The organism is Micromonospora sp. NPDC005161, assembly GCF_053599855.1.
Genome location: NZ_JBSFYQ010000015.1, coordinates 74,022 through 94,191, shown reverse-complemented (window position 1 = coordinate 94,191; position 20,170 = coordinate 74,022). Strand labels below are relative to the sequence as shown.

At 72.7% G+C, this 20,170-nt stretch carries 18 protein-coding genes; 11 read left to right on the top strand and 7 right to left on the bottom strand.

The features are described 5' to 3' along the window. The first annotated feature begins 13 nt into the window (after nt 1-13). On the top strand, nt 14-469 hold the full coding sequence (locus ACWD5O_RS16905; protein WP_354963382.1) for a GatB/YqeY domain-containing protein: 456 nt from the start codon (nt 14-16) through the stop codon (nt 467-469). A gap of 188 nt (nt 470-657) precedes the next feature. On the opposite strand, the gene ACWD5O_RS16900 is transcribed toward ACWD5O_RS16905, so the two are convergent. Then, nucleotides 658-3,090: a transglycosylase domain-containing protein gene (locus ACWD5O_RS16900; RefSeq protein ID WP_354963383.1), complete on the bottom strand. Its 2,433-nt coding sequence runs from the start codon at nt 3,088-3,090 to the stop codon at nt 658-660. Between the two features lie 405 nt (nt 3,091-3,495). On the opposite strand from ACWD5O_RS16900, the gene ACWD5O_RS16895 reads away from it, so the two are divergent. After that, nucleotides 3,496-3,816, top strand: coding sequence for a WhiB family transcriptional regulator (locus ACWD5O_RS16895; protein ID WP_007466209.1), 321 nt, complete (start codon nt 3,496-3,498; stop codon nt 3,814-3,816). 6 nt (nt 3,817-3,822) lie between these two features. Here ACWD5O_RS16895 and ACWD5O_RS16890 read toward each other — a convergent pair whose 3' ends face one another. The 3 genes from ACWD5O_RS16890 to ACWD5O_RS16880 are packed head-to-tail and all read right to left on the bottom strand — an operon-like array spanning nt 3,823 to nt 6,716. Next, complete coding sequence (locus ACWD5O_RS16890; RefSeq protein ID WP_354963384.1) at nt 3,823-4,974, bottom strand: ArsA family ATPase; 1,152 nt, start codon at nt 4,972-4,974, stop codon at nt 3,823-3,825. A 54-nt stretch (nt 4,975-5,028) separates the two neighbouring features. Then, entirely contained in the window at nt 5,029-6,006 is a 978-nt protein-coding gene (locus tag ACWD5O_RS16885) for an ArsA-related P-loop ATPase (protein WP_387324113.1), read from the bottom strand. A 26-nt stretch (nt 6,007-6,032) separates the two neighbouring features. After that, nucleotides 6,033-6,716 (bottom strand): Rv0361 family membrane protein, encoded by a 684-nt coding sequence (locus ACWD5O_RS16880; RefSeq protein WP_450085871.1) that lies wholly within the window; start codon nt 6,714-6,716, stop codon nt 6,033-6,035. A 356-nt stretch (nt 6,717-7,072) separates the two neighbouring features. On the opposite strand from ACWD5O_RS16880, the gene ACWD5O_RS16875 reads away from it, so the two are divergent. From ACWD5O_RS16875 to ACWD5O_RS16845, 7 genes are all read left to right on the top strand, one after another. After that, on the top strand, nt 7,073-7,555 hold the full coding sequence (locus ACWD5O_RS16875) for a hypothetical protein (protein ID WP_450085870.1): 483 nt from the start codon (nt 7,073-7,075) through the stop codon (nt 7,553-7,555). Nucleotides 7,556-7,599: 44 nt separating this feature from the next. Further along, a complete protein-coding gene (locus ACWD5O_RS16870; protein ID WP_007466198.1) occupies nt 7,600-7,755 on the top strand; it encodes a DUF4177 domain-containing protein in 156 nt (51 codons plus the stop codon). After that, a complete protein-coding gene (locus tag ACWD5O_RS16865; RefSeq protein WP_354963388.1) occupies nt 7,752-8,213 on the top strand; it encodes a RidA family protein in 462 nt (153 codons plus the stop codon). Before ACWD5O_RS16870 ends, ACWD5O_RS16865 begins: the two co-directional genes overlap by 4 nt. A gap of 120 nt (nt 8,214-8,333) precedes the next feature. Further along, on the top strand, nt 8,334-9,170 hold the full coding sequence (locus tag ACWD5O_RS16860) for an MBL fold metallo-hydrolase (RefSeq protein ID WP_450085869.1): 837 nt from the start codon (nt 8,334-8,336) through the stop codon (nt 9,168-9,170). Beyond that, nucleotides 9,167-12,787 (top strand): adenylate/guanylate cyclase domain-containing protein, encoded by a 3,621-nt coding sequence (locus ACWD5O_RS16855; RefSeq protein ID WP_450085868.1) that lies wholly within the window; start codon nt 9,167-9,169, stop codon nt 12,785-12,787. The genes ACWD5O_RS16860 and ACWD5O_RS16855 overlap by 4 nt, the downstream gene beginning before the upstream one ends. Nucleotides 12,788-12,947: 160 nt before the next feature. Then, nucleotides 12,948-13,472, top strand: a complete 525-nt coding sequence (locus tag ACWD5O_RS16850) for a hypothetical protein (protein WP_450085867.1) — start codon at nt 12,948-12,950, stop codon at nt 13,470-13,472. Nucleotides 13,473-13,502: 30 nt separating this feature from the next. After that, entirely contained in the window at nt 13,503-14,987 is a 1,485-nt protein-coding gene (locus ACWD5O_RS16845; RefSeq protein WP_387324127.1) for a serine/threonine-protein kinase, read from the top strand. On the opposite strand, the gene ACWD5O_RS16840 is transcribed toward ACWD5O_RS16845, so the two are convergent. Next, nucleotides 14,974-15,315 carry a hypothetical protein gene (locus tag ACWD5O_RS16840; protein ID WP_450085866.1) on the bottom strand — a complete coding sequence of 114 codons (342 nt, stop codon included), beginning with the start codon at nt 15,313-15,315 and terminating at the stop codon, nt 14,974-14,976. The two genes, ACWD5O_RS16845 and ACWD5O_RS16840, sit on opposite strands and share 14 nt — an antisense overlap. 340 nt (nt 15,316-15,655) lie before the next feature. Between ACWD5O_RS16840 and ACWD5O_RS16835 the strand changes: the two genes are divergently transcribed. Further along, nucleotides 15,656-16,003 carry a PadR family transcriptional regulator gene (locus tag ACWD5O_RS16835; RefSeq protein WP_354963397.1) on the top strand — a complete coding sequence of 116 codons (348 nt, stop codon included), beginning with the start codon at nt 15,656-15,658 and terminating at the stop codon, nt 16,001-16,003. Continuing rightward, the gene (locus tag ACWD5O_RS16830) at nt 16,000-17,013 is read left to right on the top strand and encodes a hypothetical protein (RefSeq protein ID WP_450085865.1); all 1,014 of its coding nucleotides are present in this window, start codon (nt 16,000-16,002) and stop codon (nt 17,011-17,013) included. Before ACWD5O_RS16835 ends, ACWD5O_RS16830 begins: the two co-directional genes overlap by 4 nt. Nucleotides 17,014-17,029: 16 nt before the next feature. Here ACWD5O_RS16830 and ACWD5O_RS16825 read toward each other — a convergent pair whose 3' ends face one another. Together ACWD5O_RS16825 and ACWD5O_RS16820 are read right to left on the bottom strand one after the other, a co-directional pair. Continuing rightward, a complete protein-coding gene (locus ACWD5O_RS16825) occupies nt 17,030-18,193 on the bottom strand; it encodes an acyl-CoA dehydrogenase family protein (RefSeq protein WP_450085864.1) in 1,164 nt (387 codons plus the stop codon). Beyond that, nucleotides 18,190-20,166 (bottom strand): ATP-binding protein, encoded by a 1,977-nt coding sequence (locus tag ACWD5O_RS16820; RefSeq protein ID WP_450085863.1) that lies wholly within the window; start codon nt 20,164-20,166, stop codon nt 18,190-18,192. Before ACWD5O_RS16820 ends, ACWD5O_RS16825 begins: the two co-directional genes overlap by 4 nt. Between the last annotated feature and the right edge of the window lie 4 nt (nt 20,167-20,170).

The window sequence follows — 20,170 nt, the reverse complement described above, 5'->3', positions numbered from 1 at the left end:
AGTTTGACCGTCCATGAGCACGCTGAAGGACCGCCTCACCGCCGACATGCGTTCCGCGCTCAAGGCGCGCGACGAGCTGACCACCTCCACGCTACGGATGGCCCTGGCCGCCGTCGGCACCGCCGAGGTCGCCGGCAAGGCCAAGCGCGAGCTCACCGACGACGAGGTGCTCGTGGTGCTGACCAAGGAGGCGAAGAAGCGCCGGGAGGCGGCCACCGCCTTCGCCGACGCGGGCCGCGCCGAGCAGGCGGCGAAGGAGACCGCCGAGGGTGAGGTGCTGGACCGTTACCTGCCCAAGCAGCTCTCGGACGCCGAGTTGACCGAGCTGGTGTCTGGGGCGCTCGCCGCGGGCGGCATCACCGGGAAGGCCCAGATGGGCCCGGCGATGAAGGCGGCCCAGGCCGCGGTGGCCGGCCAGGCCGAGGGTGGTCGGGTGGCCGCTGAGGTACGCCGCCAGCTCGGCCTCTGACCGGCGGCACCCAGACCAACGGGGTTCCGACACCGCGCGGTCCGGACACCGCGCGGTCCGGACACCGCGCGGTCCGGACAGGCGGTCCGGACACTGCACGGCCCTGAAACCCGCCGACGCAGTCCGGGCAGACGAAACGGGCGGGCACTCGAAGGTGCCCGCCCGTTTCGTGCGTCCTGCTCGTCGGCTCAGCCGCCCGGGCGGCCCGTGCCGGGTCGACCCGGGGTGCCGGGCTGGTTCGGCTTGTTCGGCGTGGTGTTGCCCGGCGGGGGAGCGCCGCCGCCGCTGCTGACCTGGATGGTGACCACGCCGCCCTTGATGGTGCGCCCGTCCGGGCTGGTGCCGGCGGCGGTGCCAGCCGGGCACGTCGAAGTCACCTTCGTGTCGGAGACGACCGGGTCGAAGTCGGCGTCCTTGAGCCGGGACTTCGCGCTGTCCAACGACGCGCACTTCACATTGGGGATGCTGCGCTGGTCACCCTGGGAGATCTTCTGGCCCGGCGGCTCGAACGGGATATCCGGTTTGCCCTTCATCGCGTCCCGCAGCGTCTCCCACACCGGCGGGTTGATGCCGTCCTTCTCGCCGTGCTTCATCTTGACGTTGGTCTGCGGCCAGTCCGGGTCGGCCATGATGCCGGCCACCGCGTACTGCTTGGTCATCGCGACCAGGGCTGCGGTCTTCTCCGAGTCGGTGGTGCCGGACTTGCCGGCCACCGGCGCACCGACGTCCCTCCGCACGTTGCCGGCGGTGGCTCCCGTGCACCTGGAGGTCGTCGACCGGTCACCGACCGGGCAACGGGCCGCGTCCACAGCGGCGCGGGCCACCTCGGTGCTGAACCGCTTCTCGCAGCGCGGGTTGGCGATGTCCAGCTTTTTGCCCTCCGGGTCCCGAATCTCCTGCACCGGGATCGGCTCGCAGAATTTGCCGTCCGCGGCCAGGGTGGCGTAGGCATTGGCAAGGTCCAGCGGGGTGGTCTGCGAGACGCCCAGGGTGAACGCGCCCCACTGGTGCGCCCCCCGTTCCAGGTCCAGGTCCTCCTGGGCTCGGAAGTTGATGCCCAGCCTCTTCGCGGCCTTGACCACGTTCTCCGCGCCGACCTGCTGCTGGAGTGGCACGAAGTAGGTGTTCACCGACCGGCCGAACGCGCCCCACATGGTGTGCACGCCGGCCATGCTGTCGGTCGAGTTGGTGGGGCAGTAGAAGTGGGTCCCGGCGCAGGCTGCTGGGCCTGGTCGGATGATGTACTCCGACTTGAACTGCTTCGGCGCGTTGATGGTGTAGCTGAGGGGGATGCCCTTCTCCAGCGCCGCCACGACGGTGAACATCTTGAACGTCGAGCCGGCCTGGTAGCCGGTGATGCCGTCGCCGCCGGTGAGCAGCGGGTTGACCGTCGCCGGGTAGTTGCCCCGGATGCCCTTCCTCTTCTTCGCGGGATCGCTGGAGATCCTGTTCTTCGGGTTCTTCGGGTCGTCCAGCTTGAACTGGCGGTTGACCGCGAGCGCCCGAACCCGCCCGCTGCCCGGTTCCACCACGGCGACCATGGCGGCCTCCTTGGAGGTCTCCTTCTTGGCCCTGCGAACCGCGGCGTCGGCGCCCTTCTGGGCCTGCACGTCGAGCGAGGTGATGATGGTGTAGCCGCCGCTCTTCAGCCGCCGCTCACGGTCGTACGACGTCGAGCCGAACGTCTCCTGCTGCATCCACCAGCGGTAGAAGTAGTCGCAGAAGAAGCCCCAGCTGTTGACGTTGGCGGCGACGCAGCCGTTGGGGGTGCGCTTGTCCTTCACCACCAGCTTGGTCGCCTTGGCGGCGTCGGCCTCCTGCTGGGTGATGGCCTTGATGTCGACCATGTTCTGGATGACGTAGTTGCGTCGGTCCAGTGCGAGCGGGAAGCCGGCCTTGGTGGTCGGGTCGTTGGTGGTCGGCGCCTTCACCATGCCGGCCAGCAGCGCCGCTTCCTCGATCTTGAGCTTGCTCGGCGGCTTGCCGAAGTAGACCTGGCTGGCGGCGTACACGCCGTACGCGCCGTTGCCGAACGAGGCGAGGTTGAGGTAGCGGGTGAGGATCTCGTCCTTGGAGAACTCCTTGTCGACCTGCAGGGCCAGCCGCATCTCGCGGAGCTTGCGGGCGCTGGTGTCCTCGGTCGCCGCGACCACGTCGGCCGGGTGGGTGGCCGAGTACGCGATGGCCAGCCGGACGTACTGCATGGTCAGCGTCGAGGCGCCCTGCCGGCCGGCGCTCTCGTTCTGGTTGTTGACGAACGCGCGGGCGACACCGTTGATGTCGACGCCGTTGTGCTTGTAGAAGTCGTGGTCTTCGGCCGCGATGATGGCCTTCTGCATGTCCGGCGAGATGTCGGCGAGCTTCACGTCCCGCCGGTTCTCGTCGTACATGATCGCCAGCGGTGTCTTGCCGTCCGAGGCGTACAGGTAGCCGAGCTGTGGCGCGCGGGCCACCGTCAGCTCCGTGGGCAGGGCGCCGAATGTCTCGGCGCCGGCCTTTGCGGCCAAGCCGGACATCGCCACTGCGGGGAAGGCCGCCGCGGCGACCACCACGCCGGCCAGCAGGCCACATACGAGCAGCGATGCGGCGTTGGTCAGCACATTGTGGTCACGTTTCCGCATCCAGGTCACCTCAGCAGGGTACGCGAGTAGGGAACGAGGGGGCGCTGGGGCGTTCTTCCCCATTTCCTGCGCGCGCTGCCCTCGTTGTGCTAAACGCACGACCCCCGGTGCGTGGTTGCGTCTGACCTGGCGTGAGTCTCCTCCGATCGAAGGAAGCGGCGCAGCGTTTTCGCCGACCTCGACGGGGTAACCGGCGGTCGAGCGCCCGGGAAGCCGGGAGTGTCCGGAATGATGGATTTCGCCGACAACGTTGCGTAATCAGTCGACTACAGAGCATGATGGGGGGCGGCGACAGCGCCACATGTCGTTCGCGCCGCCTTGGGGAAGGCGAGCCGGGCGATCGGGGGGAATTGCCGGCTGACGTGCAACGAGGTCGGTAGGTACTGCAAGGGGGGACGTGTACACATGGGCATGATCACTGACTGGCCGTCGCTGGCGGCGTGTCAGAACGGGGACCCGGACGCGTTGTTCGTACAGGGCGCCGAACAGAACGTGGCGAAGCGGATCTGCCGGAGCTGCCCAGTTCGGTACGAGTGCCTGGCCGACGCGCTGGACAACCGGATCGAGTTCGGTGTGTGGGGTGGCATGACCGAACGCGAACGCCGAGCGCTGCTGCGTCGTCACCCGCAGGTGACGAGCTGGCGCAAGATGTTCGAGGCCGCGATGAAGAAGAACAGCAAGGACAAGGCCGGCAAGGACAAGATTCTCGTCAGCGCGGCCACCTGACGCCGGTCACGGCCGGCTGATCGCCGCGCCGATCGTCCGCAGCCCGTCGACGTCGTGCACGTCGGCGGGTTGCGCCGTCACCGACACCGCGGGCACCGCCGGGAACGCCTCGGTGAACCGCGCGGCCACCTGCTGCTCGCGTACCGCTTGGCGGGCCAGCGCGGCGTGCGCCCGCAGCACGTCGGCGGTGGCCTCGTGCCCACCCAGCTCGGCCAGCCGCTCCGCGGCGGCCCGGCTCCGCTCGGCGTCCAGCTCCGGAACCGCAGGCCGGTGCACCCGGTTGAGCACCAGACCGGCCAGCGGCATGTTCTCCTCCCGCAGTCGGCCGGCGAAGTAGGCGGCCTCCCGGACAGCGTCCGGCTCCGGCGCCGCGACCAGCACGAAGGCCGTCTCCCGTGCCTGGAGGATGCGGTACGTCTGCTCGGCCCGCTGCCGGAAACCGCCGAACATCGAATCCAGCCCGGCCACGAAGCCGGACAGGTCGGTGAGCAGCTGCGCGCCGAGCACCTTCTGCACCACCTTCGAGAACATCCCGAACGAGGCGGTGACCAGGCTGAACATGCTCCGCCCACCGCTGCGGGCCGGTGCCAGCAGCAGTCGCAGCATGCGGCCGTCGAGGAAGCGGGAGAGCCGGGCCGGCGCGTCCAGGAAGTCGAGCGCCGAGCGGGACGGCGGGGTGTCCACGACGATCAGGTCCCACTCGCCCCGGGCGTGCAACTGGCCGAGCTTCTCCATCGCCATGTATTCCTGCGTGCCGGCGAAGGTCGAGCTCATCGCCTGGTAGAAGGGGTTGGCGAAGATCTCCGCCGCCTTCGCCGGATCGGTGTGCTGCAGCACCACGTCGTCGAAGGTGCGTTTCATGTCCAGCATCATGGCGTGCAGCTCGCCGCCGCTGGCCTCGACGTCGATCCCCTTGACCTGCCGGGGCGTGTTGTCCAGCTCGGTCAGGCCCAGCGACTGGGCCAACCGGCGGGCCGGGTCGATGGTGAGCACCACCGTGCGGCGGCCGTGGTGCTCGGCGGCCCGCAGCGCCAGCGCGGCGGCCGTGGTCGTCTTTCCCACCCCGCCGGCACCGCAACACACGACGATCCGCACGCCCGGGTCGGCGAGGATCTTGTCGACGTCCAGCTGCGGCGCCGCGTCTTCGGAAGGCACCAATCGAGCGTATCGGGCCGGGTGGGTCCGTGCGCCCGTGCCGACCTCAGGTGTGAGTCAATCCGCCCGGAGGAGGGCCTGAGCCAGCGTCGCGAGCCCCGCCCGGTCCACCCCGTCGGCCAGCAACGGCAGCTCGGTCATCGGCAGCCCCAGCTCCACCAGCTCGGCCCGCAGTGAATCCTCCAACTCGCGCCGGATGAGCTGGTCACGCGCCTCGTCGTGCAGGCCGGCGACGGTTTCCCGGTCGGCCGGCAGCCCGGCGGCGACCAGCCCACGCTTCAGCTCGGCCGCGGTGACCGCCCGACCGGAGGGCACCGGTGGCCGCGTGCCGTTGACGATCACCCGCCCGATCCCGAAGCCGAGCGAGGTCAGGTCGGCGATGGCGTCCACCGTCTCCTGCACCGGCATCTCCTCCAGCAGCGTGACCACGTGCACCGCGGTTATCGGGGACCGCAGCAGTGCCGCGACCCCCTCGCTCTGAGTCTTGATCGGGCCCACCTTGGCCAGCCGGGCCGTCTCGGCCGTGACGTTGAGGAACCGGCCGATCCGCCCGGTCGGCGGGCCGTCCAGCACCACCGCGTCGTACACGCGCCGCTGCCCGGACGTGCGGGTGGTGGCCTCCTTCGCCTTACCGGTGAGCAGCACGTCACGCAGGCCCGGGGCGATGGTGGTGGCGAAGTCGATGGCGCCGAGCTTGCGCAGCGCCCGGCCGGCGGCACCCAACTTGTAGAACATGTCGAGGTATTCGAGCAACGCCTCCTCGGCGTCCACGGCCAGCGCGCGCACCTCACCGCCGCCCGGGGCGTCAGCGAGGTGCCGCTCCTCGTACGGCAGCGGGTCGATGCCGAAGAGCTGGGCGATGCCCTGCCGCCCCTCGACCTCCACCAGCAGGGTGCGCCGGCCGCCGGCGGCCAGCGCCAGGGCCAGCGCCGCCGCCACGCTGGTCTTGCCGGTGCCGCCCTTGCCGGTCACCACGTGGAGACGGGCCGACCATCCGGTACCGGCCGGGTCGGTCGGCCGCTCAGCTGCACGCACCCGTCGAGCCTATCCAGGCCTGCCGGTCACGCGACCTCGCAGACCCACCAACCCGACTTCTGCACCACCGTGAAGCGCAGGTCCTGGTCGGCCACCTTCTCGTCGGAGGTGGTCATGGTGACCCGGGTGGAGACGGTCGCCCGTGCCCCGGTCTGGTTGTCCACCTTCGGGCTGGTCCACCGGAAGCGGGGGTTCTTGTACTCGGCGGCGTACTTTTGCACCTCTGCGACCTTCGCGGCGATCTTCTCGTCGTCCCGGGCGGCCGCGCAGACGCGGCTGGCCGCCTTGGTCGCGTCGCGGTCCTTGTAGACCGCGGTGAGAAACTCGTCGACGGCGACCGCGGGTTCCTTGGCGCCCTCGCCGGTCTCGGCGTTGCGCAGGGTCAGGAACGCCACCACGCCGCCGCCCACGCAGAGCACCATGATCACGACGAGCGCGATCGCCGCGATCAGCAGGCCGCGCTTCTTCTTGGGTTCGGCGGCGCCCTGGTACGGGGGGTAGCCGGGCGGGGGTGACGGGATCGCCGACGGGTCCTGGGCACCCGATGCCGGTGCCGAGCCGCCGGGACCCTCGGGCGGGGCGGGCAGGGCGAGCGGCCCGGGCTGCGCCGCGGGGGCCGGCTGGTCGGGAACAGCCGGACCGGCGCGATCCCGGTGGGCCGGCGGGAGTGCGGGCGGCCCGGCCTGGTCGCCGCTGGGCGGTTGGGTCATGTCTTTCCCCCGGGGGGTGCGGGCGCCCGCCGCCACCCCTGGCGCCGAGCGTGATCGAGCGGGTGGCCGGCGCTGCGCGACCGTCCGACCGGAAGGGTAGCGGTCAATCATCGAACCGGTGTCGCCCCTGCCGGGCCGGGCGGGCGACGGATCCGGCCGACGGGATCTCCGACGCGGTGCCCCCTCCGGCCTCCCACCTGCGATGTGTCGCATATGTGACTAGGGGTTACCGGCCGTGCGCGTCCTGTTGGCGGGACTGCGACCACGGACCTACCTTCGATCCCGGGTGCGGGGGCCGGGACGGATGGATGGTCCGACCGGAGGCGTGATCCGACAGGTACGACCGGAGGCAGTGCATGCGCGACGTGGACAACATCCCTCGCACCCAGTTCCCGACCAACGACCGGCTGCGCCGGTCCGGGTCCCGGGGCGAGGCTGACGGGCCGATCGGCAGCCTGCCGGTCAACGAGCGGTCGTACCGCCGGGTGCCGGAGCCGACGGAGGTGGTCCTCGCGTCGGGTCGCCCCGCCGAGCGGGGCCGGGGCGACGAGGAGCCGGGCTTCGTCATCCACCTGCCGATCCGGGTGCCCGACCTGGCGGCGGCGACCGCGCTGGCCTGTCGGGTCGCGGTGTCCCTGGGTTTCCTGCCGGAGCTGGACGCCGGTGAGACCACCGTTTCCAACGCCGACGACCGGAACAACCGGCATCGGGTCTTCTGCGACCTGCTGCTGCCCGACCGCTCCCGCTGCCCCCAGGGGTACGAGCACGAGGGGCCCTGCGGTGAGCTGCCGGCCGCGCCGGAGCAGCGTCCCGCACCTCGCCCCGCCAGCGGACCGTAGGCTGTGCCTCGAATACGTCCGCACCGAGAGGGAGCCCTCCAGCGATGCAGAAGTGGGAATACTCCACGGTCCCGCTGCTGGTCCATGCGACCAAGCAGATCCTCGACAACTGGGGCGAGGACGGGTGGGAACTCGTCGCCGTGGTCCCCGGGCCGAACCCGGACCAGCTGGTCGCGTACCTGAAGCGGCCCAAGGCATGAGCAACGGTCCACACGCGAAGCTCGCCGAGCTGGGTCTCGAACTGCCCGAGGTGGTGCCGCCGGTGGCCAGCTACGTACCGGCCGTGCAGTCCGGCCAGCACGTGTACGTCTCCGGGCAGCTGCCGATGGCCGAGGGCAAGCTGCTGGCCACCGGCAAGGTCGGCGCCGGTATCTCCGGCGAGCAGGCGAAGGATCTGGCCCAGCGGTGCGCGCTCAACGCGCTGGCGGCGGTCGACTCGCTGGTCGGTCTGGAGAACGTGGTCAAGGTGGTCAAGCTGACCGGGTTCGTGGCCTCCGCGCCCGGCTTCACCGGCCAGCCCGCGGTGATCAACGGCGCCTCCGATCTGCTGGGCACCGTCTTCGGTGAGGCCGGCCGCCACGCCCGCAGCGCCGTCGGGGTGGCCGAGCTTCCCCTGGACGCGCCGGTGGAGGTCGAGCTGATCCTCGAGGTCGCCTGACGCGTCGCCGGCCCCGCGGTCGTGCGCTTCCTGGCCGATGAAAGCCCCGAACGGGGACGAATCAGGGACCGCAAGTGCAAGATCGCGGGGTGTGGCGCGCGGGGCCGTACGATCGCAGCCATGAGCGGGCACGTGACGGCGCCGGCGGCGGCGCTCGCCGACGAGCTGCCGAGCTGGGTGACGCTGCTGCGTGCGCCGAACCCGGGTCCGATGACCCTCGACGGCACCAACACCTGGGTGCTGCGCGCCCCGACGGCGGAGTACGGCGTCGTGGTCGACCCGGGGCCGGCGGACGAGGGGCACCTGGCCCGGATCGCCGAACACGGCCCGATCGGGCTGATCCTGATCACCCACGGCCATCCCGACCACACCGAGGGTTCCGCCCGCCTGAGTGAGCTCCTCGGCGGCGTGCACGTCCTCGCCGTCGACGCGGCGCACACCATCGGCGGTGAGCCGTTGACCGATTCGGGCGAGCACTTGGGCGGCTTCGGCCTGGAGATTCGCCTGCTGGGCACCCCGGGGCACACCGGCGACTCGGTCTGCTTCCTGGTCGAGTGCGGCGACGAGCGGGTGGTGCTCACCGGTGACACCATCCTCGGCCGGGGCACCACCGTGGTGGCGCACCCCGACGGGCACCTCGGCGACTACCTGACCAGCCTGGAGTTGCTCTCCGCGTACCGCGGGGTCCCGGCGCTGCCCGGGCACGGCCCGGCGCTGGCTGACTGCGCCGCCGCCGCTGAGTTCTACCTCGCCCACCGCCGGGCCCGTCTCGACCAGGTCCGGGCGGCCGTCGCCGCGGGCGCCCACACCCCCGGTGAGGTGGTCGCCGCGGTCTACGCGGACGTGGACCGCTCCCTCTGGTGGGCCGCCGAGTGGTCGGTCCGCGCCCAGCTTGAGTACCTGGGGGTCGGCACCGGGGAATCCGAGCCCCGGGTCAGTGGGTTGGAGCAGACGTGACCTGCCCCGTGTGCGGAACCGTCGCCGTCCCCGGCGCGCGGTTCTGCCACAACTGCGGGGCGGCGCTGCCGGCCGCCGCGACGTTGCCGGCGGCCGAGCGCCGGGTGGTCACCGTGCTCTTCGGCGACCTCTCCGAATTCACCTCCTGGTCGGAGGACCTCGACCCGGAACGCGTCGGGGCGGTCACCGACCGGGTGCTCGCCGCCCTCGCCGGCGCGGTGAAGACCTTCGGCGGGCACGTCGACAAGCTGACCGGTGACGGGATCATGGCAGTCTTCGGTGCTCCGGTGGCGCACGAGGACGACGCGGAACGTGCCGTCCGGGCCGCCCTTTCGATGCAGCGGGCTGTCCGCCGGGTGCTCGACGACGAGCGGGGCGGCGGCGCGCCGCTCGGGCTGCGGGTCGGGCTGAACACCGGCGACGTCATCGCGGGCATCCAGGCCGCCATCGAGTACACGGTCATCGGGGACACGGTGAACACCGCCGCCCGGCTGGCTGACGCCGCGGCGGTCGGCGCGGTCTACGCCGGTGGAAGGACCTCCGCCGCCACCCGGCACGTGGCCTCATGGCGTGCCCTGCGCCCGCTGCGGCTCAAGGGCAAGCGCGAACCGGTCGAGGCGTACGAGCTGCTGGGTCTGCTGGACGCGCCGGGCACCCGGTCGGGGCTCGGCGACGAGGCGCCCTACGTGGGCCGGGAGACCGAGATCGGCCGGCTCGCCGGCCGGCTCGCCGAGGTGATCGACCAGGGTGACCCGCGGGTGCTGCTGATGACCGCCGAGGCGGGCATCGGCAAGTCCCGCTTCGCCGCCGAGGTGGAACGGCTCGCCGCCGGATACGACGTCGGCGCCGGCCGGTACGCTGCGCACACCGGCGCCCGGGTGCTCTCGGTGCGCTGCGCCGCCTTCGGTGAGCGGCGCCGGCTCGCGCCGCTGGCCGATCTGGTCCGCGCCGCGGTCGGTTTGCCCAGTGACGCGGCCACCGCGCTGACCCGGCCGGCGGTCGAGGAACGGTTTCGCCGGCTCAGCCAGCGGCTCGCCCGCGCCGGTGGAGAGACCGCACCGATCGCCACCGACCAGCTGCTCGCGTTGCTTGGCTACGCCGAACTTCCCGCGCACGGCGGCACCGACAACGGCGAGTGGGGCGCGGGCGCGCCAGCGGCCGACGCCGAGGCGGTGCCGAACGCGGTCGCCGACCTGCTCAGCGGGCTCGCCGCCGAGGCGCCGCTGGTGATCGTGGTGGACGACCTGCACGACGCCACCGCCGAGACGATCCGCGCCCTCGGGCTGACCCTGTCCCGGCTCACCGGCCCGGTGCTGGTGCTGCTGCTCGGCCGCCCCGAGCTGGTCCGTACCGCCGGCGCGCTGACCCGGGTCGCGGATGCCGAGGTGCACTCCCTGCCGCCGCTGCGCGGTGCCGACGCGGCCCGGCTGCTCACCAGCTACCTCGGTGGTGGCAAGCTGCCGCCGGCCGACACGGACCGGCTGCTCGCCACCGCCCAGGGCAACCCGTTCTACCTGGCCGAGCTGGTCACCCTGCTGATCGAGCGCGGGGCGCTGACCACGGTGGAGCCGGCCCGCGGTGTCCGCGCCGGGTCCGGCGAGCGGGACCAGGGCTCGACGGCCGGCTGGCGGCTGGTGCCCGGCTCGCTGGGCAGCCGGCTGCTCTCCCGGGACCTCGCCGCGGTGCTCGCCGCCCGGATCGACGCGCTGCCACCGGACGCCCGCTCGGTGCTGCGCGACGCCGCGGTCATCGGTGACGCGGTGCCCACCGGTGCGTTGGAGGCGCTGCGTGAGCAGCACGGCGGCCGCGATGGCCGGCCCTCGGCCGTGGCCGCGGTGGAACTCGACCGGGCCGTCGATGAGCTGCTGCAACGCCGGATGCTGCACCGCACCCGCCTCGGCTACGCGTTCGCCACTCCGCTGATGCGGGAAGCCGCGTACGCCGGGGTGAGCAAGGCGGAGCTGGCCGAGCGGCACGCCGCGCTGGCCCGCTGGGCGGCGCCGCGGGACGAGGTCGCCGTCGGCACGCCGGGCGGGTTCACCGACGAGGCCCGGGACGACTTCGTGGCCACCCATGTGGAGCGGGCCGCCAGGCTCGCGGACGCGGTGAAGCTGCGCCCGGACGCGCCGGCCCGCGCCGTGGCCCCGCTCGGGGTCGCCGCGCTGGGCCGGGCCGCCCGCCGGTCGTTGTCGGCCGGCGAGCCGGCGCTGGCCGTGGAGTACGCCGAGCGCGCCACCGAACTGGCCCGCGACGGGGTGCCGGCGGCGGACCGGGTGGTGCACGCTCGGGCGCTGCTTCAGATCGGCCGGGTCGTCGACGCGCTCGCCTACGCCGAGAAGATCGCCGCGAACGCGGGGGACGAAGCCGTTCGGGCCAGCGCCCTGCTGCTCGCCGGGCAGGCCCAGCAGACCCTCGGCGACCAGGGCCGGGCGGTGGCCGCCTGGCAGGAGGCGTTGCAGGTGGCCACGGACGGCGGCCTGCCCACCCTGCGCGCCTCGGCGATGCGGCGGCTCGGCATGGCCGACTTCGTGACCGGGCGGCTGAGCCAGGCGAGCAGCCGGTTGGCCGCCGCGTACCAGGTGAGCCTCGGCGCACAGGACCGGCGCGGGCAGGCCTGGTCGTTGCAGAACCTGGCCTGGGTGACCACCACCCGGGGCGACTTCGCCGGCACCGACGCGGTGCTCGGCCGGGCCGCACGGCTCTTCGCCGAGTTGAAGGATCCGTACGGGCGGGCCTGGCTGCGGGGCACGGCGGCGTTCGCCCGGCTGCTGGCGGGCCGGCTGCGCGAGGCGGGCCGGCTGGCGCGGGTCTTCCTGCCCTTCGGCGAGCGGGTCGGCGAGGCGTGGGCGGTGGGCACCCTGCGGGCGGTGGCGGCGTTCGCCACCGCCGAGCTGGGCGACCTGGCCGAGGCGGACCGGGAGGCCCGGCGCGCCTACCGGGAGTTCGTCGCTGCCTCCGACGACTGGGGGCGCGGGTTCGCGCTGGTGGTCCGGGCCGTGGTGGCGCGCGGGCTGGGGGAGCCGGAACACGCGGCCGACCTGCTCACCGACGCCCTGGCGTACGCCGACCGGACCTCGCACCCGCTGCTCACCGGGATGGCCGGCACGCTGCGGGGCTTCGTGGCGCTGGACATGGGTGACTGCGAGACCGCCGAGCAGGCCGCCCGCGCGGTGCTGACCGCTGTGGAGCCGCACAACCCGCAGGCCCCGGCGCAGGTCGCGCCCCGGGTGCTGCTGGCGACCGCCCGGCTGGCGGCTGGCGACTCGGCGACCGCGGTCGGGCTGCTCGCCCCGGTGGCCACCGCCGCCGCGAACGCGCCATCGCTGCTCTTCTCCCGCCGCCAGACGATGGCCCGGTACGCGTCGGCGCTGCTCGCCCACGGTCAGCGGGACCAGGCGCTGGACTGGGCACGGCGGGCGGTCACCGCACCGGCCGAGGACGTACGCAGCCAGGTGATCGCGGCCAGCGTGCTGGCCGAGGCGCTGGCCGCCTGCGGTCGCCCGGCGGAGGCCCTGTCCTGTGCGGACGAGGCGGTGCGCCTGGCGTACGCCACCGAGCAGCGCAGCGAACGCGCCGAGGCGGATGCCCTGCGCGCCCGCCTCACCGCCACCCCCTGACCCGGCGCTCTCCCCGCGGCCCGCGCCGATCGGGGGGCTGGCGTGGTGGGGGTGGGTTATTGACGGTTTCGGGGATGTGGTGGTCGGGGTGAGCGGCTAGCGTGTCAACACCGTGCGGGGTCCACAGTGGTGACCGTCGCCGTGCCTGGGGAGGCTCTCCATGAAGCTGCCGCGTTCCGTCGCGGGCTGGACCATCGCGGTCTTCGGTGTGCTGGCGCTGCTGATGGGTGCGCTCGGGCTGCTCTGGCCGGAGGAGCTGCTGCGCATGCTCGGGTTCGACGTGCCGGCCAGCCGTGCCGTCGGTGACCACACCGGCACCTTCCTGCTGGCGTCCTCGATGGCGTCGTTCAACATGGGCGTCTACTACCTGCTCGCCACGGTGACCGAGTGGCGGGCGTTCTACCGGTTCACAGTGGTCTTCCGGCTGGTCACGTTCACCGTGTTCAGCATCGCGGTGCTGGCCGAGATCGCTCCGGACCGGTTCTTCGGGGTGGCTGCCTGGGAGGGCCTTGGCGCGCTGGCCACCGCCGTCGGCCTGCGCCTGGACGCCCGTAGGAGTGCGCCGGCCGGCGCTGGCGCGACGGAGGAACACACCGCTGCGACGGCTGATGGCACAGACGTGGCCGGCGATGTCGGAGAGGGGCCCGGCGCGGCCGGTGCCGCTCCGGCGGACGCGGTGCGCTGAGCCACCGGCAGGGTTGGGTATTTTCGAGCAGTGACCGACACCCCGACCGGCGGCTTGCCGGTGCCGAATGTGCCCGGTCTGACCGACTTGCGGGTCTTTGCCCGGGGTGGTTACGCGACCGTCTACCAGGCCACCCAGATCTCGGTGGGCCGCGAGGTCGCCGTCAAGGTGGAGAACCGCACGCTGGACAGCGAGCGTGACCAGGCCCGCTTCCTGCGCGAGGCGCGGGCGGCGGGGCGGATGTCGTCACACCCGCACGTGGTCGACCTCTTCGACGTCGGGGTCACCGTCGATCAGCACCCCTACCTGATCATGGAACTCTGCGACGGCTCCTACGCCGAACGGATGCGCACCTCGCCGCTCGGCCCGGTCGAGGCCCGCGACCTCGGCCTGAAGATCGCTGACGCGCTGGCCCACTCGCACGCGGCCGGGGTGCTGCACCGCGACGTCAAGCCGGCCAACATCCTCTACTCGGGCTTCAACTCGGCGGTGCTCGCCGACTTCGGGCTGGCCGTGCTCGCGGAGCACCGCGACGCCTCGGTCACCCTGGAGGTGCTCACCCCGGCGTACGCGCCGCCGGAGATGTTCAACCACAGCCCACCGTCGCCGGCCGTCGACGTGTACGCGCTCTGCGCCACCCTCTACGCGGTGATGCACGGTCGGCCGCCACGCTGGCAGTCCGAGCGAAACCCCAGCCTCGTCACCGTGCTGGAGATGTTCAACCAACCGCTTCCCCGCCTGCCCGGCGTGCCGGACGAGCTGATCGACGTACTCCGCGCCGGCATGGCCAACGACCCCGCCGATCGGCCCTCCGCTCTCGAACTGCACGAGCTGCTCGCCAGCCTGCCGCTCGGCCCGCCGTCGACGCCGGTCAGCGGTGCCCCGGTCAGCGGCGGAACGGGCTACGCCGCCGGCCAGCCGGCGCCGCGCCCCCCGGTTGAGGACGTCCACCCGACGGTCCCCGCCGGTCGGCGCTGGCGGCGCTGGTTCCTCGGCGGTGCCGGGGCGCTCGCGCTCGCCGCCTCGGCCAGCGCCGGCGCCTGGATGGCCGGCAGCGGCCCACCGCCCGAGCCGTCCCCCTCGGTCAGCCGGGTCGCCGCGCCAGCGACCGGGCCGCTGCCCGGCTGCACGACCGGCACCGGCGCGCCGACCGCTCTGCCCGAGGGCGCCCACTGCCTGCCCGAGCTGGAGTGCTTCGGCCCGGTGCGGATCCGCGGCACCCGCGCCGAGGCGGCCCGCGTCCCCTGCACCGGACGGCACACCTGGGAGACGTACGCCGAGGGCGTCCTGCCGGTGTCCCTGGTCGGCGCCGAATACGACGACGTGGTCGCGGCCGAGCCGGTGCGCCAGGTGTGCAGCACGACCACCTTCCGACTGACCACGGCGATCAGCGACCCGGTCGGCTGGCACCTGGAGGTGCTGCCGCCGGTGGACGGCAGCGTCGACCGGACCTACCGGTGCCTGGCCGGGCGGGGCGTCGACGCGCTCACCGCGCCCACACTCACCGGTCGCTGAGCCCGCCCAACCCGCGCCGCCGGTCACGCACCGCACGCAACGCGTCCCGGCTGTCCAGAGCTTCGAGCGTGTCAGCGTCGATCCCGTACGGCCTCAACTCCGGCGGCCCGGCGGCGAACGGACGGTCCACCGGCTCCGGGTCGTCGCCCTGCCGGGCGGCGGACACGGACACCCCGGCCACCATGGTCAGCAGGACGCAGAGCAACGCGAGGGCCACGCCGAGAAGATCCTGGCGGCGCCAGACGACCAGCGTGACCAGCAGCGCAAGGGCTCCCAGCGCCGCGACCACCGCTACCGTCCGCGCGTCGGACCTGGACAATCGACTCACCCCTCCAGCATGTCGTCACAGGGCCTGCTGTCAACCACAGAGCCGTCCGACGTGCCGGTCGACGCCACCAGCCGGCCCCACCGACCGGACCGATCGGCGCGCACACGGAGTGGACCGAAATCGCTACTCTCGGTGTCCCGCAGGCCGGTTCCGTCAGCGAGGTCGCCCATGAACACACGCACTGCCCAGTCCCGGCTCCGCTCGGTCGCGACGACACTGGCGGTCGCCCTGACCCTCACCCTGGCCGCCGCCGCCGGCTGCGACAGCCGGCAGCAGCCGGACCTGCCGTCCGTGCAGGAGAAGCTGTCGTATATACAGTCGATCGGTATATGCTGTGATCATGGCGAGTGCTTCCATGCAAGAGTCGACCTATCTGATCCTTACCGCGCTCGTCGAGGCCCCACGGCACGGGTACGCAGTCCTCGATGAGGTCCGCCGGATCTCCGACGGGCGCGTTGACCTGCGCGCCGGCACCCTCTATGCGGCCCTGGATCGGCTGCGAACCGAGGGCCTCATCGACATTGATCGCGAGGAGCAGGTGCAGTCCAGGTTGCGCCGGTACTACCGACTCACCGCGCCCGGCGCGCGACGCTTGGCCGAGGAGTCGGCGCGCCTGCGGAGCAACGCCGAGGCGGCGAACGTGCGACTTCGCCGTGCCGGCCTCATCTTCGAAGGCGGCGCGGCGTGAGATTGGACCAGGTCTACCGGTGGCTGTTGGCCTGCTATCCCCGTGAGTACCGCCAACAGTACGAGGACGAGATGCTCGGGGTGCTGCTGGACGACGCGGCGCCCGACCAGCGAAGGCCCGCGGCGCGCGACGTGCTCGCCCTGGTCGGCGGGGCGTTCCGTGCGCACGTCCGCCAACTGGATGCCCGACTCTCGGTCGATGCCTGGCGGGAAGCCGCAGCGGTACTGGGTCTGATCGCCTCGCTGGTGCTGTTCGCGCGCGCCGCGCGCCTTCCGGTGTTGCACCTCGCCCTGCTCGCGGACGGCCATCCGTTTGGGCTCGGTCAGGAGGTCGTCTCCTGGCCGTCGTGGCTCGGCTCCGGGGTGTGGCTCGTCGTGGCGATGTTGGCAGCATTGCGGTGGAGCCGGACAGCAGCCGCGACCGCCGTATGCGCTGCGGCGTTCGAGGTGGTGCGGGTCGCCGGGGAGTATGGGCAATATTCCACGGTGTTCAATCTCTGGCCGGCGGTGCTGGCCGGGATGGTCCCCGTGGCGCTTGTCGTCCGCGCTCCCGGCTCCGGCACAGCTGGCATCGCACGCTGGCGGCTTGGCCTGCTGGCTGCGGCGACGCTGGTCAGCGTCGGTGCCCCGAGCATCGCCACCGTTGCATTTGCCGACCGCTGGACGGAACCCGTTCGAACCTCCTGGATATTCACCGTCGGCGTCGGCCAGATCGAAGCGATTCTGCTGAGTGTGGGATACCTGCTCTTCGCCCTCGTCATCCTGTCCACGCCGGCGGTGCTGCGACGGCGCCTCCTCGCGCTGGTTGTCCCGGTGGGCGTCACGCTGCTGCTCACCCGACTGGGGCTTGGGACCACGGGGACGTTCCTCGAGCGTGGAACCCACGATGGCGTCCTCGATGCGCTCACCCCTGCGCAGGGGCTGACATTGGTGCTGGTGCCCGCGCTGCTCTTCGCAGTGGCCGTGGCCGTACTCCACTACCGGGAACGGCCGGGCTCCCAAGGCGCGTAACCGCGAAGTGGGCCGGTCAGTACGACTTCTCCTGACCGAGGACGTGCTGGGCCACGAAGTTGAGGATCATTTCCCGGCTGACCGGGGCGATCCGGCCGGCCCGGACCGCTCCGAGCAGGGTGGCCACCCCGTACTCGGTGGTCATGCCGGCGCCGCCGAGCACCTGGACGGCGGTGTCCACGGCGAGCGCGGCGGCCTCCCCGGCTGCGTACTTGGCCATGTTGCCGGCCACCCCGGCCTCCAGGTCGCGGCCGGCGTCGTACAGGGTGGCCGCCTTCTGGATCATCAAGCGGGCCAGCTCGACCTGCACCGCCGCGTGCGCGAGCGGGTGCGACACTCCCTGGTGTGAGCCGATGCTGCGGCCGCCCCAGACCTTGCGGGTGGCGGTGTAGTCACTGGCCCGCTCGATGGCGTACCGGCCGGTGCCGGCGCCCATCGCGGCGACGGTGATCCGCTCCGGGTTGAGCCCGGCGAAGAGGGCCGGCAGCCCGGCGTCCAGCGACTCGCCGACCAGCGCGTCGGCGGGCACCCGCACGTCGTCCAGGTAGAGCAGGAACTGGTTCTCCGGGGACAGGATCTCCATGTCCAGCTTGGACCGGGTCAGACCGGCCGCGTCGGTCGGCACGAGGAACAGCGCCGGCTTGAGCTTTCCGGTGGACGAATCCTCGGTGCGGGCCACGACCAGCACATGGCCGGCCTCGTCGACCCCGGAGATGTAGCACTTGCGGCCGGAGATCAGCCAGCCGTCACCGTCGCGGCGGGCCACCGTGCCCAGCCGGTGGAAGTTGGAGCCGGCCTCCGGCTCGGTGATCGCGAAAACGATCTTCTGGGAGCCGTCGGCGAGGCCCGGCAGGTGCCGCTTGCGCTGCTCCTCGGTGCCGTGCCGGTTGATGACGGTGGCCGCGATGGCGGGGGAGACGACCAGCAGCAGCAGCGGGCAGCCGGCCGCCGCCAGCTCCTCGCAGACGATGGCCAGCTCGGTGATGCCGCCGCCCCCGCCGCCGTACTCGGTGGGGATGTTGACCCCCAGGTAGCCGAGCTGGCCGGCCTCGGCCCACAGCTCGGTGGTGTGTTCCCCCGATTTCGCTTTCGCTACGAAATAGGAATGACCATAGCGGCGGCCAAGTGCCCGCACGGCGTCGCGCAGCTGGTCCTGCTCGGGGGTGAGGTCGAAGGTCATCGGGGGTCCTCCTCAGGATTGACCACGGCCAGCACGGCGCCGGTGCGGACCTGACCGCCGGCCGGCACCGGCAGCTCGGCGACGACGCCGTCGGTCGGGGCGAGCACGGGATGTTCCAGCTTCATCGCTTCCAGCGTGAGCAGCGGATCGCCGGCCGTGACCCGCTGGCCGACCTGCACGTGCACCCGGGTCACCGCGCCGGGCAGCGGCGCGAGCAGCGACCCGGCGGCCAGCTCCGCGGTGGGCAGCGGGAAACGCGGCAGTTCGGCAAGGCTCGCCGGCCCGTCCGGGCCGTCCACGAAGACCGCCGACCCCACCCGGTGTACGCGGTACGCGCACCGCACCCCGTCGACGTCGAGCACCACCCGGCCCGGGGTGGCCTCGACCAGCGCCACAGCGGGGTCGGCGGCGCTGGGCTCGGCGGACCATTCCGCCAGCCCGCCCGTACGGTCCAGCCGGTAGCGGACCTCGATCTCGCCGTCGGGGCCGGTGAACCGGGTGACCTGCGGGACGGCCGGCACGTTGCGCCAGCCCGACGGCAGCCCGGCCAGCACCCGAGCATCGGCGCGACGACCGGCGGCGGAGGCGAGAGCCGCCGCGAGCGTGGCCAGCGGGAGCCGGTCGGCGGGGAGCAGCGGGGTGAAGACCTCGGAATGCCGGTCCAGGAACCCGGTGTCGATCTCCACGGCGGCGAATGCGGGGCTGCGCAGCACCCGGACCAGCAGGTCCCGGTTGGTGGTCACCCCGTGCAGCTCAGCGCGGGACAGCGCGGTGGCCAGCAGCCGGGTCGCCTCGGCCCGGGTCCGGCCCCAGGCGACCAGCTTCGCCAGCATCGAGTCGTAGTGCACGCCGACGGTCGAATTGGCCACCACGCCCGAGTCGAGCCGCAGCCCGGGGGCGGCCAGCGCGCCGAACTCGGAGGCCACCCCGGGGACCGTGAACCGGTGCAGGGTGCCGGTGGCCGGCCGCCAGTTCGCGGCCGCGTCCTCGGCGCAGAGGCGTACCTCGATCGCGTGCCCGGTGCTGCCCGGCAGCGTCGCCGGCAGCGGCTCCCCCTCCGCGACGAGCAGTTGCAGCCCGACCAGGTCCAGCCCGGTGCACAGCTCGGTGACCGGATGCTCCACCTGGAGTCGGGTGTTCATCTCCAGGAAGAAGAACTCCCCGTTCGGGGCGAGCAGGAACTCCACCGTGCCGGCGCCCAGGTAGTCGACCGCGCGACCGGCGGCGACCGCCGCCTCGTGCAACGCCGTCCGCACCCGCTCCGGGACGACCGCCGGCGCCTCCTCGACGATCTTCTGGTGCCGGCGCTGGATCGAGCAGTCCCGGTCGCCGATGGACACCACCCGACCGCGGGCGTCACCGAGGATCTGCACCTCGACGTGCCGGCCGCGCTCGACGTACCGCTCGATGAAGACCGTGCCGTCGCCGAACGCCGCGGCCGCCTCGCGCCGCGCCGAGGCGACGGCCTCGGCAAGCTCCCCGGCGTCCCGGACGATCCGCATCCCGCGCCCGCCGCCGCCGGCGGCCGCCTTGACCAGCACCGGGAAGTCGCTGATCTCGTCGGTGTCGGTCCAGCTGGGCAGCATCGGCACGCCCGCCTCGGCGAGCAGCGCCTTCGCCGCCAGCTTGTCGCCCATCGCGGCGATCACCTTGGCCGGCGGCCCCACCCAGGTCAGCCCGGCGTCGGTCACCGCCGCCGCGAACTCGGCGTTCTCGGCCAGGAAGCCGTAGCCCGGATGGACGGCGTCCGCGCCGCTGCGGCGGGCCGCATCCAGGATCTTCTCGACCCGCAGGTACGTCTCGGCCGGCGTGTTTCCCGGCAGCCTCACCGCTTGGTCGGCCTCGGCGACGAACGGCGCGGCGGCGTCCGCGTCCGAGTGCACGGCGACCGTCTCCACGCCGAGCGCCCGGCAGGTCGCGAAGACACGGCGGGCGATCTCACCCCGGTTGGCCACGAGCAGTCTGCGAATCATGAGC

Coding starts and splice junctions, on each gene's coding strand:
- ACWD5O_RS16835 (WP_354963397.1), top strand. CDS start 15,656: ATGGCGAGTGCTTCCATGCAAGAGTCGACCTATCTGATCCTTACCGCG.
- ACWD5O_RS16820 (WP_450085863.1), bottom strand. CDS start 20,166: ATGATTCGCAGACTGCTCGTGGCCAACCGGGGTGAGATCGCCCGCCGT.
- ACWD5O_RS16905 (WP_354963382.1), top strand. CDS start 14: ATGAGCACGCTGAAGGACCGCCTCACCGCCGACATGCGTTCCGCGCTC.
- ACWD5O_RS16825 (WP_450085864.1), bottom strand. CDS start 18,193: ATGACCTTCGACCTCACCCCCGAGCAGGACCAGCTGCGCGACGCCGTG.
- ACWD5O_RS16880 (WP_450085871.1), bottom strand. CDS start 6,716: ATGACCCAACCGCCCAGCGGCGACCAGGCCGGGCCGCCCGCACTCCCG.
- ACWD5O_RS16870 (WP_007466198.1), top strand. CDS start 7,600: ATGCAGAAGTGGGAATACTCCACGGTCCCGCTGCTGGTCCATGCGACC.
- ACWD5O_RS16900 (WP_354963383.1), bottom strand. CDS start 3,090: ATGCGGAAACGTGACCACAATGTGCTGACCAACGCCGCATCGCTGCTC.
- ACWD5O_RS16895 (WP_007466209.1), top strand. CDS start 3,496: ATGGGCATGATCACTGACTGGCCGTCGCTGGCGGCGTGTCAGAACGGG.
- ACWD5O_RS16875 (WP_450085870.1), top strand. CDS start 7,073: ATGCGCGACGTGGACAACATCCCTCGCACCCAGTTCCCGACCAACGAC.
- ACWD5O_RS16850 (WP_450085867.1), top strand. CDS start 12,948: ATGAAGCTGCCGCGTTCCGTCGCGGGCTGGACCATCGCGGTCTTCGGT.
- ACWD5O_RS16860 (WP_450085869.1), top strand. CDS start 8,334: ATGAGCGGGCACGTGACGGCGCCGGCGGCGGCGCTCGCCGACGAGCTG.
- ACWD5O_RS16865 (WP_354963388.1), top strand. CDS start 7,752: ATGAGCAACGGTCCACACGCGAAGCTCGCCGAGCTGGGTCTCGAACTG.